The following is a 14,801-nucleotide window of genomic DNA, read 5'->3' as shown; positions in this document are numbered from 1 at the left end:
CTTTAATTAAAAAGTGGATCTACTTCGATATACATTCTTCCAACACGCTTTGCTGGGCAGCTTACTGGCAAGTATTGCCTGCGGGATTATCGGTACTTACATTGTTACCCGCCGTCTGGTATTTATCAGTGGAGGAATCACACACGCCTCTTTCGGAGGGATAGGACTGGGACTGTTTGCGGGAATTTCTCCCATACTGTCAGCCGCCGTCTTCTCTGTATTGTCCGCATTCGGTGTCGAGTGGCTGAGCCGGCGGAAAGATATGCGCGAAGATTCTGCGATTGCCGTATTCTGGACGCTGGGAATGGCTTTGGGAATCATGTTCAGTTTCCTGTCACCGGGATTTGCTCCGGACTTGTCAGCTTATCTTTTCGGTAATATCCTGACCATCAATCAGGCGGACTTGTGGATGCTGGGCATATTGGCTCTGATATTAACCGGATTCTTTTATCTGTTTATCCGTCCTATCGTATATATTGCATTCGACCGCGAGTTTGCCCGTTCGCAAAAGATTCCGGTAGAGATATTCGAATATGTGCTGATGATGTTTATTGCGTTGACCATCGTCGCTTGTCTGCGTATGGTAGGCATCGTTCTCGCAATATCGCTACTCACCATTCCGCAAATGACGGCCAACCTCTTTACCTACAGTTTCAAGAAAATCATCTGGTTGTCCATCGGTATCGGTTTTCTGGGATGTCTGGGCGGTCTGTTTATTTCTTACCACTGGAAAGTCCCTTCGGGCGCTTCGATTATATTCTTCTCTATCCTGATTTATGCCGTTTGCAAGATCGGAAAGAGTTGTTGCAAGAAACAGTCATAATAATAGAATAATATATGGAAATCAAGATTCAATCACTAGAAAGTATCCATGAGGCAGCCCGGGAATTTATCGCTGCTATGGGTGATAACACCGTTTTCGCTTTATATGGTAAAATGGGAGCCGGCAAAACGACCTTCGTCAAAGCTCTTTGCGAAGAATTAGGTGTATCAGACGTTATCAGTTCTCCTACTTTCGCTATCGTTAACGAATATCGTTCGGACGAAACCGGAGAATTGATTTATCACTTCGACTTTTACCGCATCAAAAAGCTAAGTGAAGTATATGACATGGGATACGAAGATTATTTCTACAGCGGCGCCCTTTGCTTTATCGAATGGCCGGAACTGGTAGAAGAATTACTACCGGGAGATGCCGTAAAAGTGACGATTGAAGAACTGGAAGACGGAAGCAGAGTGATCAGACTATGACCGGACAATACATCGTACTAGGAATTTTTGCGCTAGCGGGAATCACTTCCCTGCTAGCTTCCTTACTGAACTGGAACTGGTTCTTCACCACACGCAATGCCCAGACAATCGTCCGGAATGTAGGCCGCGGCAGAGCGCGGCTCTTTTACGGCATACTGGGAGTCATTATAATAGGAATGGCTGTATTCTTCTTTATAGAAACACGGAAGGCAATTCTATAATAAGCTATTTTCAAAGAAATGCGCTTGTTATCTTCCCGTTTTTTACTATTTTTGTAGAGAAAGGAGTATGTAATTATGAAAACAACGAATGAATACCTTACAAAAATCCGCCAATTCAAGCAACAGTGTGCCGAGAAATATGGAATTATTTCTATCGGTATCTTTGGTTCTGTTGCCCGTGGTGAACAACACGAAGGAAGTGATTTAGATGTTTTCGTAGAATTGAAAGAACCCGATCCTTTCGTGATGTTCGATATTAAAGAAGAACTGGAGCATATCTGTAATTGCAAAATAGATCTCCTCCGTTTACGCAAAAACCTTCGTTCACTCATATCCCAAAGAATAGAAAAAGATGGAATCTACGCTTAAAGAGGAAATTCTAGATAAGTTTCTTCAATTATCAGAATCAATCTCTATCATTGAAGACAGATGCAAGAATATACAGAATGTAGACGATTTCTTGTTATCCCCTTGGGGAATGACTGTTTTGGATGCCTGCATTATGCGAATACAGGTAATCGGAGAAACAATTAAGGCTATTGATGATAAAACCCAAAGATCATTTTTCAAAGATTATCCACAAGTTCCATGGGCAAAAGTTATTGGACTCAGAAATATTATTTCCCATGAATATGCCAACATTGACTATGAGATTATATGGGTAGTCATAACAAAGCACCTTCCTCCTTTAAAAGAAACAGTAGAAAATATTATTAAAGACTTATCATAGCAGTTGCCGTGATTTCATCTCCAGATATTTATTGATTACGTCAATAGACAGATTTTCGGGTGTCGTCAGCAGAGAGTAAATGCCATGCTGCTTTAATGTAGAAACGATCAGTCGCTTCTCAAAAGCGAACTTTTCGGCAATCACGTGCCGGTAATAATCTTCCGTATCCCTCGCCGGACTTTCGATGTACGCTTTCAAGTCAGCATCCTCAAAGAAAACCACCAGCAAACGATGTTGACGGTTGAGCTGCTGCAAGTAAGCCAACTGGCGATTCATACTGCTGATACTGGCAAAGTTGGTATACAGAACCAAAAAGCTACGCTTATTGACGTGCTTGTTCAGATGCACACAAAGAGCCGAGAAGTCCGTTTCACCGAAAGTAGTCTGCTGGCTATACAGCTTTTCAAGCAGCGTCTGCATATGTCCGGGCTGCTTGGAAGCCGGAACGAACGTATCAAAATGCTCGTCAAAAGTCACCAACCCCGCTTTATCCTCCTTCCGCATCGCCACATACGAGAGCACCAGTGAAGCATTAATCGCATAATCGAGCAAAGTCATTCCCCGAAAAGCCTGCTGCATCACCCTGCCTTTATCTATCACACTGTAAATCTGCTGAGAGCGTTCGTCCTGATAGACATTTACCATCAGTTCATGTCGGCGGGCGCTCGCTTTCCAGTTGATAGTCCGGTAGTCGTCTCCTTTTACATATTCCTTGATCTGCTCAAATTCCGTTTGATGGCCTACCCGGCGGATACGCTTGATACCCAGTTCGGTAAGGTTATCACTCATTGCCAGCAATTCGTATCGGTGAAGCATCAGATAAGAAGGATATACCTTGATATCCTGCGCCTGTCCACAAGTGTACCGACGGGAAAGCAGCCCGATCTTATCGGTCACAAATACACGGATTTGACCGAAAGAGTATACTCCGCGACGGGTCGGACGAAGATGGTAACTGATTGTTTTCCCCTCGTTCGGCTGAAGGGTAGTCCGGAAACAGACATCCCGATTCTGGAAGATAAAAGGTATTTCATCTATGATCTCCAGAGAGAGCGGACGCGAATAAGTACTTTCGACACGAATGCTCACTTCATTGTCATCGCCATTGGAAAAACGGTCGGAACATCGACGGAATGCCTGAATCCCCTGGGTACGGTAGAGAATATATCCGTCTGCCGATACCAACACGAATAAGGCAAAAAGCGCCCACTGCCCGATGACAAAAAACGGAGCAAACAGATATCCGCTACCCAATAAGAGGATAACCAGAATAAGGGCAATATAGAAACGACGGGTTAAGTACAATCTCGGGTTCTGAGTTTTGAGTTTTAAGTTTTGAGTTACGAATTATAGAGATTCGGTTCTTATTTGGGGACCTCTACTTTATCAATCAGACGTTGCGTAACCTTTACCGGAGAGTATCCTTCCATTTCCGCTTCCGCCGTCAGGATCAGACGATGCTGAAGCACATACGGAGCAACGAACTTAATATCTTCTGGTGTCACGAAGTCACGTCCCTGCAAAAGGGCATACGCCTTGGAGGCTTGCAACATTGCAACTGATGCACGCGGAGAAGCGCCAAGATATACAGCTTTGCTGGTACGCGTCTGCTGCACAATCAATGCAATGTATTGGAGCAGCGTACGGTCTACAAATACCTGATTCATGAAGGCACGCAGTGACAGGAGTTCTTCTTTGGTGATGGCAGGCTTGATATCGTCCAGCTTGATTAATGAAGCGTTCGTATGGTGACGTTCCAGAATATCCACTTCTTCTTCCAGCGAAGGATAGTCCATCGTTATTTTCATCAGAAAGCGGTCGAGCTGTGCTTCGGGAAGTTTATAAGTTCCTTCCTGTTCCACGGGGTTTTGTGTGGCAAGGATGGTGTAGAGTTCACCCATCTTATGAGTAATTCCGTCAATACTTATCTGACGCTCTTCCATCACCTCGAACAAGGCAGCCTGCGTTTTGGCAGGAGCACGGTTGATCTCGTCCACCAATACGATATCGGCAAAGATCGGTCCCTGATGAAAGTCAAAATCATTGGTTTTCATATTGAACACAGTGGTACCCAATACGTCGCTCGGCATCAGGTCCGGCGTAAACTGGATACGGCTGAAGTCCGCATCGATCAGACGAGCCGTCAATCGGGCAAGCAATGTCTTTGCAACTCCCGGCACACCTTCTATCAGTACATGACCATTGGCAAGGACGGCTGCCAGCACCAAGTCCACCGTCTGTTCCTGACCGACAATAACGGAAGCAATCTGATCCTTCAATTCCTGTATCTTCTCGGAAAAGAGAGTTAAATCCACTCGTTGTTCTGTATTCTCTTCCATAAATATCTTCTTTAAATATGATTGATTATTTCATTCATTTTATCAATAAATCCCTTCATTTCTTCACCGGAAAGGACACGTCCTCCATAAATCACCGGTCTGATTTCGCGAATCAACCTGCTGATTTCTTCCACCTCCATCCCCGTCTTCTGAGCGATCCGGTGGAAAGAACGTTCATCATCTGCTACTTCCTCCACATCTACCTGAATCTCTCTTCTCAGTACTTCCGCAAAGTAGGTGAACTTCTTATGAACCAGATTGGCATGATCATTCTTCTGATAATAAAGCGTGCCTATCAACTTGGTAAATTCAAGGGATTTGTTTTCCGGTTCCTGTATGACAGGTATTGCCCGTTGCCGCCTCCGCGCTGTAAACACCATAAAGAGCAAGATAGCGAACATCGACAGATAGATCGCCCAGCGAAGCGGCCTTTGCGACAGAAAATAACGCAAAGGAGATCGCTGCGTCTGTGCAGTTTCCTTCATATATCCTTCGGTGCGGACAATAGGCAGTTCTCCCATCTGCGACAGGATGCGGAATATGTAAGTCGCATTTTTCTCATCCAGCACTCCGTAATTAGTAAAAAGCAAAGGAGTAGAAACCAGAATGATTTCCCCCTTTCCCCACGGACGCACCATAGCCACCAACGGATGATAATTACGGGAAACGGTCGTAGAATCCAATTCATCCAATGCGTGCCCCATACCGCTTGCCAGATTGACCTCCGCCAGTTTACGTACCGGCAGCGAATCATAACGGCGGAAATAGGACTTGCAGAACTGCGGATAAAAACGGAACACCTGCCGCGAATAAACTTCCGGATCACCGATCCAATAAATACTGTCCCGCTTCAATAACGAAGCGGCATATTTTTTCAAATCGACCGATCTGAAATAAGAATAAGTGCAATCAAACTTCAGCGTATCCTCCAGAATCTTGGTAAAAGAACTGCTTACCAGCATGATCTTATTTCCCCGGTCCGCCATTTTGAGCAGGGCTTCTATATCCACCCGTCCGAAAGGTAAATTAGTGGCAATCAGTAGTATTCCTTTATTGTGAACGGTATCTTCCTGTTCCATCTGATAAAAAGTCTTTCGGGACAGTGTATATCCCGAAGGCAGGGAAACGGTCAGCAGACTGTCGAACACAGCGCATCCGAAAGGCTGCTCATCATAATGGCTAAAGGTAGGCACCCATACAAATTTCTTCGGCAGATGATACTCTATGGCAAACATCAGCAGCAGAAAAGCAAGGACAAAGAAGATAAACCAGCGGCTTCCCCTCATGAGCCCCCTCCTTTCCCGATTTCTTCCTGCAAGGATTTCATGGAATTGAACAGTTCTTCCGTAGCCTCAAAGTTACCGTAACGAACCCGCAGGAAATGATTGGTCAACTGACGGAAAACGGGCATCCGTACTTCATTGATATACTGTGTGGGTGTTTTATAAGGCTGCCAGTCAATGCGTTTCTCATCGCTAAGCCGTTTCAATGTCTGCAAATAAAGCAGACGCACCGCCTCCCGATAATCGGAACGGGAAAGCGCATCGGCAATCCCTCCCGAAAAATCCACACCGTAAATCGTATCTTCCCCCACTTCATAAGGCAGTTTATTCTTGGGCGAACGCATGAATAACTCCGGACGCTTCTTATAAACAAACCATATAATCAGGAGCAGAATAATAATGGCCAGACATATTAATATAAGTTCGGAATACTCTTCGGCAAAACGGCTGCCGAATATCTTCCGCAACAATTCCCCAAACTGCCTGCGAAACCATTCAAAGATATTGATTTCAGGAGTTATCAGTTCACGATTGTAGTCATACGCCGATTCGGATTGCCATTTGGCAATCTGCACGGTGTCGCAAACCAATGTATCAGCCGGGGATGTCAGCATCTATTCTGAATTATATATGTTTAGAGTTTATCGAAATTATCAATATCGCTCTCTACAGTTACACTATCTACCACTTCGGAAGCATGACCGTACTGGTAGGCCATTCCGACAAAAGTGAAAATCATGGAAAGATAAGCGCCGAATGCCTGTACAATACCAAGCAGATAAAGGATAAAGCTATATCCTGCCGATACTGTCGTCTCGCTTCCGACATCACTTAATGAGAAGAAATATTTCACCAGCGTAGCGATATACCACGGCATCATAGTCACTCCCTGCAATACATTAGCAATAAATCCCATGATCAGAGATATCAAGAAGACACCTCCCCAAGTGGCAAAACCCAGCCGGAATGTCTTTTTGAAAGACTCCATCACTGTAATATCCTCAAACAGGTAGATAGGCGCCCATAACGCAAGCGGCACTACAAAAGCGATAAGAAGCGGAATGGTCAGAAACAAGGTGAACAGTGACAGAAACGCCAGCAGACCTACTACAAGCCCCACCAAAAGCATGACTAAGATGGAGAAAAGAGTCATTACAAGCAGTCTCTTGATATTGCGGAACAATAAAGGCTTCAAAATGCCCAACGTGATTCCCTCCAAGCGTTCTTCACGTTCATTATAGGTACGGATCAATGCATAGATCATGGAGGTCAGCAAAATGCTGCCTATCATAAATACAATCATATACAGACCGTAATAGGACATAAATCCCAATAAAGATGCAGTATCCGGCACCGTCGCAGTCTTGGACATAGCAGTCATGGCAAACGCTCCTCCCATCAGTCCGTTCAGACTTAACGCCTGAATAAGGCTTACAGGCAAAAGCAGATAAGTCGTAAACTTCAACAGTATTTTCCAATTCTCTTTTATGAAGTCAAAAGAAGCGTTCAACTTATCACCGAAAGAACGTTTCACGTACATTGCAACCTTAGGTTTCTGTGATTCCATGTTTTTTTCTATTTGGTAAATAAATATAGTAAAAGATGATAAATGCAAGGGATGTAAGGATGATGCCGAGCCTCAGCATATCCGGAAGTTCGGTGTGACGGGTGATAAAGCCTTCGATAAATCCCGCCATGATAAACACGGGCACCGTACCGATTACAATCTTCAGCCCTCTTTTCGCTCCTCTGCGGAAAGATTCGAGTCTCGAATAGGTGCCGGGAAACAGCCAGCCGTTGCCCAAAGCAAGTCCGGCAGCACCGGCTACGATGATCGCCCATATTTCAAGAGTTCCGTGCAGCCAGACGGCAAGTGCCGACTCCCAAAGCAGGTCGTGCTGATAAAAGAACATCTGAAATGAACCGAGCATAATTCCATTCTGAAGAAGTATAAACCCCGTACCAAAACTGGTCAGTATCCCCGAGGCAAAACACAGGAAGGATACTCTTATATTATTGATTGTAATGCCCAGAAACATCGGAGCTTCGGGAGAACCGTTGTATACTGCCATCGGCTCACCCCTGGCAATATTGTCCAATGTCATATCTACATACTGATTGCCCATTATCAAACGTACAAACTCCTGATCATTGGCGGCAGATACTGCCCCGATCAACGCACTGACGGCAAAGATGATAAAAGAAATCAGTAACTCACGCCGCGCATCATGCATGGTCTGCGGCACTTCCCGTGTCCAGAAAGTGATAATGCGTGTCCATTTCTCACGCTTGCTCCGATAGATTTCATTATGCAGGGCTGAAGCGAGATTATTTAAATAAATGGTAATGCGGGAAGTCGGGAAATGGGTCTGTGCAAAAGCCAGGTCGGCAGTCAGTTCCGTATAGGCGTCGGCAAGTTGGTCAGGGGACAGGTTTGCAGCCTGTTCCACCACCTTTTCGGTCCCTTTCCATTTTTCAATGTTCCGACGGATAAACGTAACTTCCTTCATGCTTTTCAGAGATTTCGGATAAGTTTTGTCCGAAACCGGAAGCAAAAGTAAAAGAATTATGATATATTTGCAACTTAAATCTAAAAATGTTTAACCAAGAATGGCAGAATCTACGATTATTACCGGTCAGTTTGTTCGAATCAGCCAAACGCCCGCCAGTATCGGCGAACGATTGCTGGCTTTGGTCATCGATTATTCCCTGATTGTGATTTATCTATATTCTGTGACGACACTCATTGTTAAACTGCATTTATCTTCCGGAGTCGGTACGGTCTTTTTTCTGTGCCTCGTTTATTTGCCTGTACTTCTTTACTCGTTCCTCTGCGAAATGTTCAATCACGGGCAGAGTTTCGGAAAACGTCTGATGAATATACGCGTCGTAAAATCAGACGGTTCTACTCCCAGCATCAGTGCTTATCTGTTGCGCTGGCTTCTCTTCATCATTGACGGTCCCGGCACGGGCGGTTTAGGGCTTTTAGTCGTTCTGCTGACTAAAAACAGTCAGAGACTGGGTGATTTAGCAGCCGGAACGATGGTGATCAAAGAGAAGAATTATCGCAAGATACACGTCAGCCTCGATGAATTTGACTATCTGACCAAGAATTATCATCCGACGTATCCACAATCTGCTGATTTATCATTGGAACAGGTGAACGTAATCACCCGAACGCTGGAGTCCGGTGAAAAGGATCGGGTAAGGCGCGTTACATTACTCGCCAAAAAGGTGCAGGAAATCTTATCTGTTACTCCACGAGAGAATAATCAGGAGAAGTTTCTTCAAACGGTACTTCGGGATTATCAGTATTATGCGTTGGAGGAAATCTAAAATAAGAATTTACACAACACGTATATACACTACCGTCTTCCCAGTCCCATATTTCTGAATAACTCCCTTTTCAATGAAAAGATTCAATTGCCGTATAGCCTGTGTTTTATTCATTCCGGTGATAGCACAATAATCTGCCCGATTGATACAAGGATGTTTCTCCAGAAAGTCCTGCAATCTTTTCAGACATTCTTCTTCTGATATGTTCATATTGGAACGCGTAGGGGAAGATATTCGTTCTAAATCCATTTTAGAGTTCAGTTCTCTCTTATATGTTTGCTTTACCTTTAATTTGATATTTTTCAGATGGACAGATGGAGAGCGCACTTCTTTTCTGTCAGTGATTTCTTTCTCCAAAGAGAGGGTCAGAGAAAAATGCCCCAAATCTCCAAACTCCACAATATATCCTCTGGACAGCAGCGTCTGCAACTCGTCGGTGATCGCTTCCACTGCTCCAACTAATTGCGCATGAGGAATATGGTGCATCATGGATACCCGTTCCACAAACTCTTTGGTTGTATACGTTCCGCTTGGTACTACCCGTGCATGCAGCAACTTCTGTTCTTCGGTACCCTCTTTATCCGGATTCTCATAAAGGTCGTAATAAATGCTCATAAGAATAATTTTATGTTTGGCTGTTAATAACTTATCGGTTACTATTTAAGCAATTAGTCGTTTGCTTGGTTATTTTCTTTCGTTGCACTTAGGTGCAACGAAAGAGTTACCTAGGTGCAACAATTGAAGCACTAATGTGCTTCAATTATCAGACCTTAGTGATACGCAAAAAACAACGAACAAAGATACTAAAAATCTGAAAGCCCCGAAACTATTTTTCACATGGGTGTTTAATAAAATAAGCAGATAGCAGGTACAGTGTATTCTGAGGAAGTGCAGCCAATTTACTTGGCAGGAAATACCGGAAAGAAAAAACATAAGGATGGAAAAAGAAATAGCCTGAAAGACGCAAATCTTTCAGGCTATATTCCTTTCATTTATCTACAGTGGTGACTAGCGACAATTAGTCCACCTGCCCCAGAGAGTTTCCATATTCCATTTCTCCCTGAACCACAAAAAGGATTTCTTCGGGATCATATTCTCCCATTTCGTCCTTCTTGGCTTCTTTCACGATGTAAGCTACGACCTCTTCCAAGTCGATGTTTACGTAGCCGTCGTTATCGGGCTGAGCGTCAAGAATGCCACTTTCTGAGTAGTACTCGTCTATCAGATCGAGAAAATAGTACAGTTCATCGTCCTCGAACTTCTCTTTCAGTTCCTGAGGCAGATAGTTCTTGATAAACTCGACGGTCTTTTCGTCATCGGCATCTTCTAATAAAAAATCATCTTCCAGTCCCATGGTTGTAAGTATTAAGTAATAAGTATTAAGTATTATACAAAGTTTAGAGAAGGTTCTTCACTTTTTCCACGAATACCGGTTTGGCGACTGCGCCTACCTGCTTGTCTACAATCTCACCATTCTTGAAGAACAAAACAGTAGGAATGTTGCGGATACCATATTCGGCAGCCACATCGCTGTTTTCATCCACATCGCATTTACCGATGATGACTTGTCCTTCAAACTCCGCAGCCAATTCTTCAATAATAGGAGCCACCATTTTACAAGGGCCACACCAGGGAGCCCAAAAATCCACCACAACAGGCTTTCCTTCTGCAAGGATTTCCTTATAGTTGCTGTCTGTAATTTCTAAAGCCATTTCTTTTTAAGTATTAAGTATTAATTATTATGTATTACTTCATTTGTAGATTTGCGCTACAAAGATAATCAATTTATACGGAATCCAAGTTCGGGGCGCTCCTTTAAATATGTTATTAAATCTCTGCCTACCGAAAGCTTGACCGGACGGGAAATCAGATCGACCGACATACGGCTGTCCGTATCGTCCGTCACTTTGAAGTAGAGTTCCGTATTGCCGGGATGTTCTTTGGTCAAAGTGGCCAGTTCGGTAACCAATCCCGAATTTAACACCGACAGAGGAATAATAATGGTGATCTTCTGCACCAGTTCTTCTTTCACGTCGGGCAGAAGTTCCATCGAAGTGATCTTGACTTCCAGCTCGTCCTGCCGCCATTGCTTGGCCTGACAACGGGCTTTGATATACAGGAACGTCCCTTCATTCAGATAGCCCTGATAAGTCACCCAGTCATTTCCCCAGAAAGGTATTTCCGTAGAGCCCGAATAGTCTTCGATCTTGGCAATGCCATACGGATTACCATTCTTGCTGACTCCACGACGGACACTGGTCACAATGCCACCCATTGTAATCTCCCGGCCTGCCAAAGCCGCCTTATCTTCCAAATCTGCCATACGGGTATTGCAGACGTGATCCAGCACAATCGCAAACTCATCCAGCGGATGGGCGGAAAGGTAGATACCTACCAGGTCGCGTTCCTTGTTCAGACGTTCGAGGTCGCCCCAGCGCTCTACTCCCTGAGGTATTTCGGGGGTGGCGATATCGACAACATTCACTCCACCGAACAATGAATTGATGGCAGCTCTCTTGTCTTCCTGATAGCGGTTACCGTATCGCATTAAAGTTTCGAGGAATACTTCGCCCTTAGAGTTGACGGCAAAGTACTGCTCCCGCTTCAATTCGGGGAAACTGTCGAAACCTCCCGCCAACGCCAGACATTCCATATTCTTTTTATTGCAGGCATTCAGATTGACACGTTGTACGAAGTCAAAGATACCTTTGAATGGTCCGTTGGTATTACGTTCTTCTACAATGCTTTGCACGGCAGCTTCGCCTACGCCTTTCACCGCTCCCAGTCCGAAACGGATATTACCGTCGTGGTTAACCGTAAACTTCAGGTTACTCTCATTCACATCCGGACCGAGCGTCTGGATACCCATTGCCTTGCATTCGTCCATCAGCTTCGTGATATCGGTAATGTTGGACAAACTTCGGCTCATGACAGCCGCCATGTATTCCGACGGGTAGTTCGCTTTCAGATAGGCTGTCTGATAAGCTACCCATGAGTAGCAAGTAGCGTGCGATTTGTTGAACGCATAAGAGGCAAACTTTTCCCAGTCGGTCCAAATCTTTTCAAGTACTTTCGGGTCATGCCCGTTCTTGCGTCCACCTTCGATAAACTTAGGCTTCATGTGATCCAGCTTATCACGCAGCTTCTTACCCATCGCTTTACGAAGGGCATCGGACTCACCACGGGTAAAATCCGCCAGCAGACGTGACAAAAGCATCACCTGTTCCTGATAGACCGTAATGCCATACGTATCTTTCAGATATTTCTCCATCACCGGAATGTCATATTCAATCGGCTTACGACCATGCTTACGGTCGATGAAGTCCGGAATATAATCCATCGGACCCGGACGATAGAGGGCATTCATGGCGATCAAATCTTCGAAGGTAGAAGGCTGCAATTCGCGCAGGTACTTCTGCATTCCGGCAGATTCAAACTGGAACGTTCCGATGGTACGTCCGTCACTATATAATTTGTAAGTTGCCGGATCGGTAATATCGATCTGGTCTACGTCTATCTCCAGACTACGACTCAGACGGATATTCTCAACTGCCTCCTTAATAATAGACAATGTTTTCAACCCGAGGAAGTCCATCTTGATCAATCCGGTATCCTCGATCACCGAACCTTCATACTGGGTAACGAGCATCTTTTCGCCCGTTTCCTTATCGTCGGCTGTACTTACAGGCACCCAGTCGGTGATGTCGTCACGACAGATAATCGTACCGCAGGCATGCACACCGGTACCACGAACATTACCTTCAAGCATTTTGGCATACTTAAGAGTGTCTCGCACCAACGGGTCGGACGATGCCTCAGCCGCTTGCAGTTCGGGGACGTATTCGATGGCATTCCGCAGGTTCAGCTTCTTGTCGGGGATTTTATCCGGCACCAGCTTTGCCAGACGGTCGGACTCCGAGAGAGGAAGTTTCTGTACACGGGCAACGTCTTTGATAGCCAGTTTGGTAGCCATCGTACCATACGTGATGATATGCGCTACTTTTTCCTGACCATATTTATTGGTTACCCAGCGAAGCACTTCACCACGACCGTCGTCATCGAAGTCCACATCGATATCGGGCAACGAAATACGGTCCGGATTCAAGAAACGCTCGAACAGCAAGTCGTATTGGATAGGGTCGATCTTGGTGATACCCAGACAGTAAGCCACTGCCGAACCGGCAGCCGAACCACGTCCGGGGCCTACCGATACGCCCAGTTCCGAGCGTGCGGCATTGATAAAGTCCTGCACTATCAAGAAGTATCCGGGGAAACCCATCGTTTTCATGATGTACAACTCGAAGTTGAGCCGTTCTTTCACTTCTTCCGACAAAGGGTCGCCATATATTCTTTTCGCACCGTCAAATGCTAACTTTGCCAGATAGTCGCCTTCAAGTTTGATACGATACAGTTTCTCATATCCCCCCAAACGTTTGATCTTGGCTTGTCCTTCCTCTTCGCTCAGCACCACATTACCATTTTCGTCCTGTGTAAACTCATCGAACAGGTCTTTCTCCGTATATTTGGCACGATATCCTTCTTCTGTTCCGAAGTCTTCAGGAATAGCGAAGGTAGGCATGATAGGTGCATGGTCAATCGAATAATATTCGACTTTATCTAGAATTTCCAGCGTATTGCTCAGTGCCTCGGGAACATCTGCAAAGAGTTCATTCATCTCTTCACGGGTCTTCATCCATTCCTGTTTGGTATATAGCATACGGCTAGGGTCATCCAAGTCTTTACCCGTACTCAGGCAGATCAAACGGTCGTGTGCCTCGGCATTCTCTTCATCCACAAAGTGAACGTCGTTGGTGCAGATCAGCTTGATATTATACTTCCGGGCATACTCCTGCAAGTATTTGTTCACATTTACCTGTAGCGGATAACATTCATGATTGGCACGGGGTACAGTCGCCTTATGACGCTGCATCTCCAGATAGTAGTCATCACCAAACAGGTTCTTATACCATTGGATCGCTTCTTCGGCTTCGGCAAACTGCCCTGCGGTAATACGCTTCGGCACCTCGCCACCCAGACACGCCGAGCAGACAATCAGACCTTCGTGATACTTCTCCAGCTCACTGCGGTCGGTACGCGGACGCATATAGTACCCGCGCGTCCACGCGTGCGATACTAATTTAATAAGGTTATGATAACCTTTCTCATTCTTGGCAAGTACAATCAGGTGATAACCGCTTTGGTCCGGCTTCCCTTCTTTCAAGTCCATCGTACGGCGGGCGACGTACATCTCACAACCGATAATCGGTTTAAAGAGCTTGTTCTCCGCCTCCACGATCTTCGCCTTGCAGGCAGCTATCTCCGCCTCCTTATCCTCACACTCCACTGTGCCGGCTTCAATCCCTGCAATCCGCTTCTTCAGATCCTTGATTTCCCCTTTCGGACCGCTATTCTTCTTATTGACATAGTTCGTAAATTCCTTGATGCCGAACATATTTCCATGATCGGTCACGGCAATACCCTTCATCCCATTTTTCATGGCTTTATCTACCAGACGGGCGACACTTGCCTGACCATCCAGTAGAGAATATTGCGTATGAACGTGTAAATGAACGAAATCCTGCATAATGATAAGTAGTTAATTTGAAGGCATAAAATTACTACCTCCCGCGTTATAAACAAA

General features: G+C 45.2%; 16 protein-coding genes. 6 read left to right on the top strand and 10 right to left on the bottom strand.

What is annotated here, in order from left to right:
• Positions 1-13: 13 nt before the first annotated feature.
• The 5 genes from NBH01_RS12725 to NBH01_RS12705 all read left to right on the top strand — a co-directional run bounded on the left by NBH01_RS12725 (position 14) and on the right by NBH01_RS12705 (position 2,202).
• A complete protein-coding gene (locus NBH01_RS12725; RefSeq protein ID WP_008759703.1) occupies positions 14-823 on the top strand; it encodes a metal ABC transporter permease in 810 nt (269 codons plus the stop codon).
• Between the two features lie 14 nt (positions 824-837).
• Entirely contained in the window at positions 838-1,251 is a 414-nt protein-coding gene (gene tsaE, locus NBH01_RS12720) for a tRNA (adenosine(37)-N6)-threonylcarbamoyltransferase complex ATPase subunit type 1 TsaE (RefSeq protein WP_008759702.1), read from the top strand.
• The gene (locus tag NBH01_RS12715; RefSeq protein ID WP_250700135.1) at positions 1,248-1,472 is read left to right on the top strand and encodes an immunity 17 family protein; all 225 of its coding nucleotides are present in this window, start codon (positions 1,248-1,250) and stop codon (positions 1,470-1,472) included. Before tsaE ends, NBH01_RS12715 begins: the two co-directional genes overlap by 4 nt.
• 75 nt (positions 1,473-1,547) lie before the next feature.
• Positions 1,548-1,841: a nucleotidyltransferase family protein gene (locus tag NBH01_RS12710; RefSeq protein WP_008759700.1), complete on the top strand. Its 294-nt coding sequence runs from the start codon at positions 1,548-1,550 to the stop codon at positions 1,839-1,841.
• Positions 1,825-2,202, top strand: a complete 378-nt coding sequence (locus tag NBH01_RS12705) for a HepT-like ribonuclease domain-containing protein (protein WP_008759699.1) — start codon at positions 1,825-1,827, stop codon at positions 2,200-2,202. The genes NBH01_RS12710 and NBH01_RS12705 overlap by 17 nt, the downstream gene beginning before the upstream one ends.
• On the opposite strand, the gene NBH01_RS12700 is transcribed toward NBH01_RS12705, so the two are convergent.
• Genes NBH01_RS12700 through NBH01_RS12675 form a run of 6 tightly spaced genes read right to left on the bottom strand, consistent with a single transcriptional unit; the run spans position 2,197 to position 8,334 of the window.
• Positions 2,197-3,507 (bottom strand): DUF58 domain-containing protein, encoded by a 1,311-nt coding sequence (locus NBH01_RS12700; protein ID WP_011108171.1) that lies wholly within the window; start codon positions 3,505-3,507, stop codon positions 2,197-2,199. The two genes, NBH01_RS12705 and NBH01_RS12700, sit on opposite strands and share 6 nt — an antisense overlap.
• A gap of 59 nt (positions 3,508-3,566) precedes the next feature.
• A complete protein-coding gene (locus NBH01_RS12695; protein WP_225679651.1) occupies positions 3,567-4,541 on the bottom strand; it encodes an AAA family ATPase in 975 nt (324 codons plus the stop codon).
• A gap of 11 nt (positions 4,542-4,552) precedes the next feature.
• Positions 4,553-5,827 carry a DUF4350 domain-containing protein gene (locus NBH01_RS12690; RefSeq protein ID WP_196069780.1) on the bottom strand — a complete coding sequence of 425 codons (1,275 nt, stop codon included), beginning with the start codon at positions 5,825-5,827 and terminating at the stop codon, positions 4,553-4,555.
• The gene (locus NBH01_RS12685) at positions 5,824-6,438 is read right to left on the bottom strand and encodes a DUF4129 domain-containing protein (protein WP_225679653.1); all 615 of its coding nucleotides are present in this window, start codon (positions 6,436-6,438) and stop codon (positions 5,824-5,826) included. The genes NBH01_RS12690 and NBH01_RS12685 overlap by 4 nt, the downstream gene beginning before the upstream one ends.
• A gap of 20 nt (positions 6,439-6,458) precedes the next feature.
• Positions 6,459-7,391, bottom strand: coding sequence for a hypothetical protein (locus NBH01_RS12680; protein ID WP_016268646.1), 933 nt, complete (start codon positions 7,389-7,391; stop codon positions 6,459-6,461).
• Positions 7,372-8,334, bottom strand: a complete 963-nt coding sequence (locus tag NBH01_RS12675) for a stage II sporulation protein M (RefSeq protein ID WP_055220261.1) — start codon at positions 8,332-8,334, stop codon at positions 7,372-7,374. Before NBH01_RS12675 ends, NBH01_RS12680 begins: the two co-directional genes overlap by 20 nt.
• Positions 8,335-8,434: 100 nt before the next feature.
• On the opposite strand from NBH01_RS12675, the gene NBH01_RS12670 reads away from it, so the two are divergent.
• Positions 8,435-9,160 (top strand): RDD family protein, encoded by a 726-nt coding sequence (locus NBH01_RS12670; protein WP_016268648.1) that lies wholly within the window; start codon positions 8,435-8,437, stop codon positions 9,158-9,160.
• 9 nt (positions 9,161-9,169) lie between these two features.
• Here the strand turns inward: NBH01_RS12670 and NBH01_RS12665 are convergent, their stop codons facing one another.
• From NBH01_RS12665 to dnaE, 4 genes are all read right to left on the bottom strand, one after another.
• Positions 9,170-9,775 carry an HU family DNA-binding protein gene (locus NBH01_RS12665; protein WP_225679655.1) on the bottom strand — a complete coding sequence of 202 codons (606 nt, stop codon included), beginning with the start codon at positions 9,773-9,775 and terminating at the stop codon, positions 9,170-9,172.
• Between the two features lie 403 nt (positions 9,776-10,178).
• Positions 10,179-10,514, bottom strand: coding sequence for a hypothetical protein (locus NBH01_RS12660; RefSeq protein ID WP_008759609.1), 336 nt, complete (start codon positions 10,512-10,514; stop codon positions 10,179-10,181).
• A 43-nt stretch (positions 10,515-10,557) separates the two neighbouring features.
• A complete protein-coding gene (trxA, locus tag NBH01_RS12655) occupies positions 10,558-10,872 on the bottom strand; it encodes a thioredoxin (protein WP_225679658.1) in 315 nt (104 codons plus the stop codon).
• Between the two features lie 68 nt (positions 10,873-10,940).
• Positions 10,941-14,744 (bottom strand): DNA polymerase III subunit alpha, encoded by a 3,804-nt coding sequence (dnaE, locus tag NBH01_RS12650; protein WP_225679660.1) that lies wholly within the window; start codon positions 14,742-14,744, stop codon positions 10,941-10,943.
• Between the last annotated feature and the right edge of the window lie 57 nt (positions 14,745-14,801).

The sequence above is a fragment of the Bacteroides sp. B1-V-101 genome, assembly GCF_023656585.1.
GTDB classification, from domain to species: domain Bacteria; phylum Bacteroidota; class Bacteroidia; order Bacteroidales; family Bacteroidaceae; genus Bacteroides; species Bacteroides thetaiotaomicron.
This window is presented reverse-complemented; position numbering and strand designations above follow the sequence as displayed.